A 282-nucleotide genomic window follows, 5' to 3' on the forward strand; every position below is an offset into this window, starting at 1 on the left:
ATGTCTACGACCGCACGCGAAACGAGCCTCGACGTCGCCCGTGGCGCGGGGATCATGCTTGTCGTCTTCGGACACGTGTTGCGCGGAGCCGCCTCGTCGGGCCTCGAGCCGGCGGGCCTGCCCGATACCGCGTTCGAATGGATCGACTACGTGATCTACACGTTCCACATGCCGCTGTTCTTCATCCTGTCCGGGCTGCACGTCTGCGGCTCGTTGCGCAGCGCGCCGCACCGGTTCATCGGGTCGAAGGTGCGGACGATCGTCTATCCATACCTGATGTGG

At 64.5% G+C, this 282-nt stretch carries 1 protein-coding gene; it reads left to right on the top strand.

Translation table 11 applies throughout. From position 1 onward, the window contains the following. Positions 1 to 282, top strand: a 282-nt coding sequence (locus KVT39_RS36840) for an acyltransferase family protein (protein WP_217591469.1), incomplete at its 3' end; no start/stop codon positions are given.

The sequence above is a fragment of the Burkholderia sp. GbtcB21 genome, assembly GCF_019091065.1.
Lineage (GTDB): Bacteria > Pseudomonadota > Gammaproteobacteria > Burkholderiales > Burkholderiaceae > Burkholderia > Burkholderia pyrrocinia_C.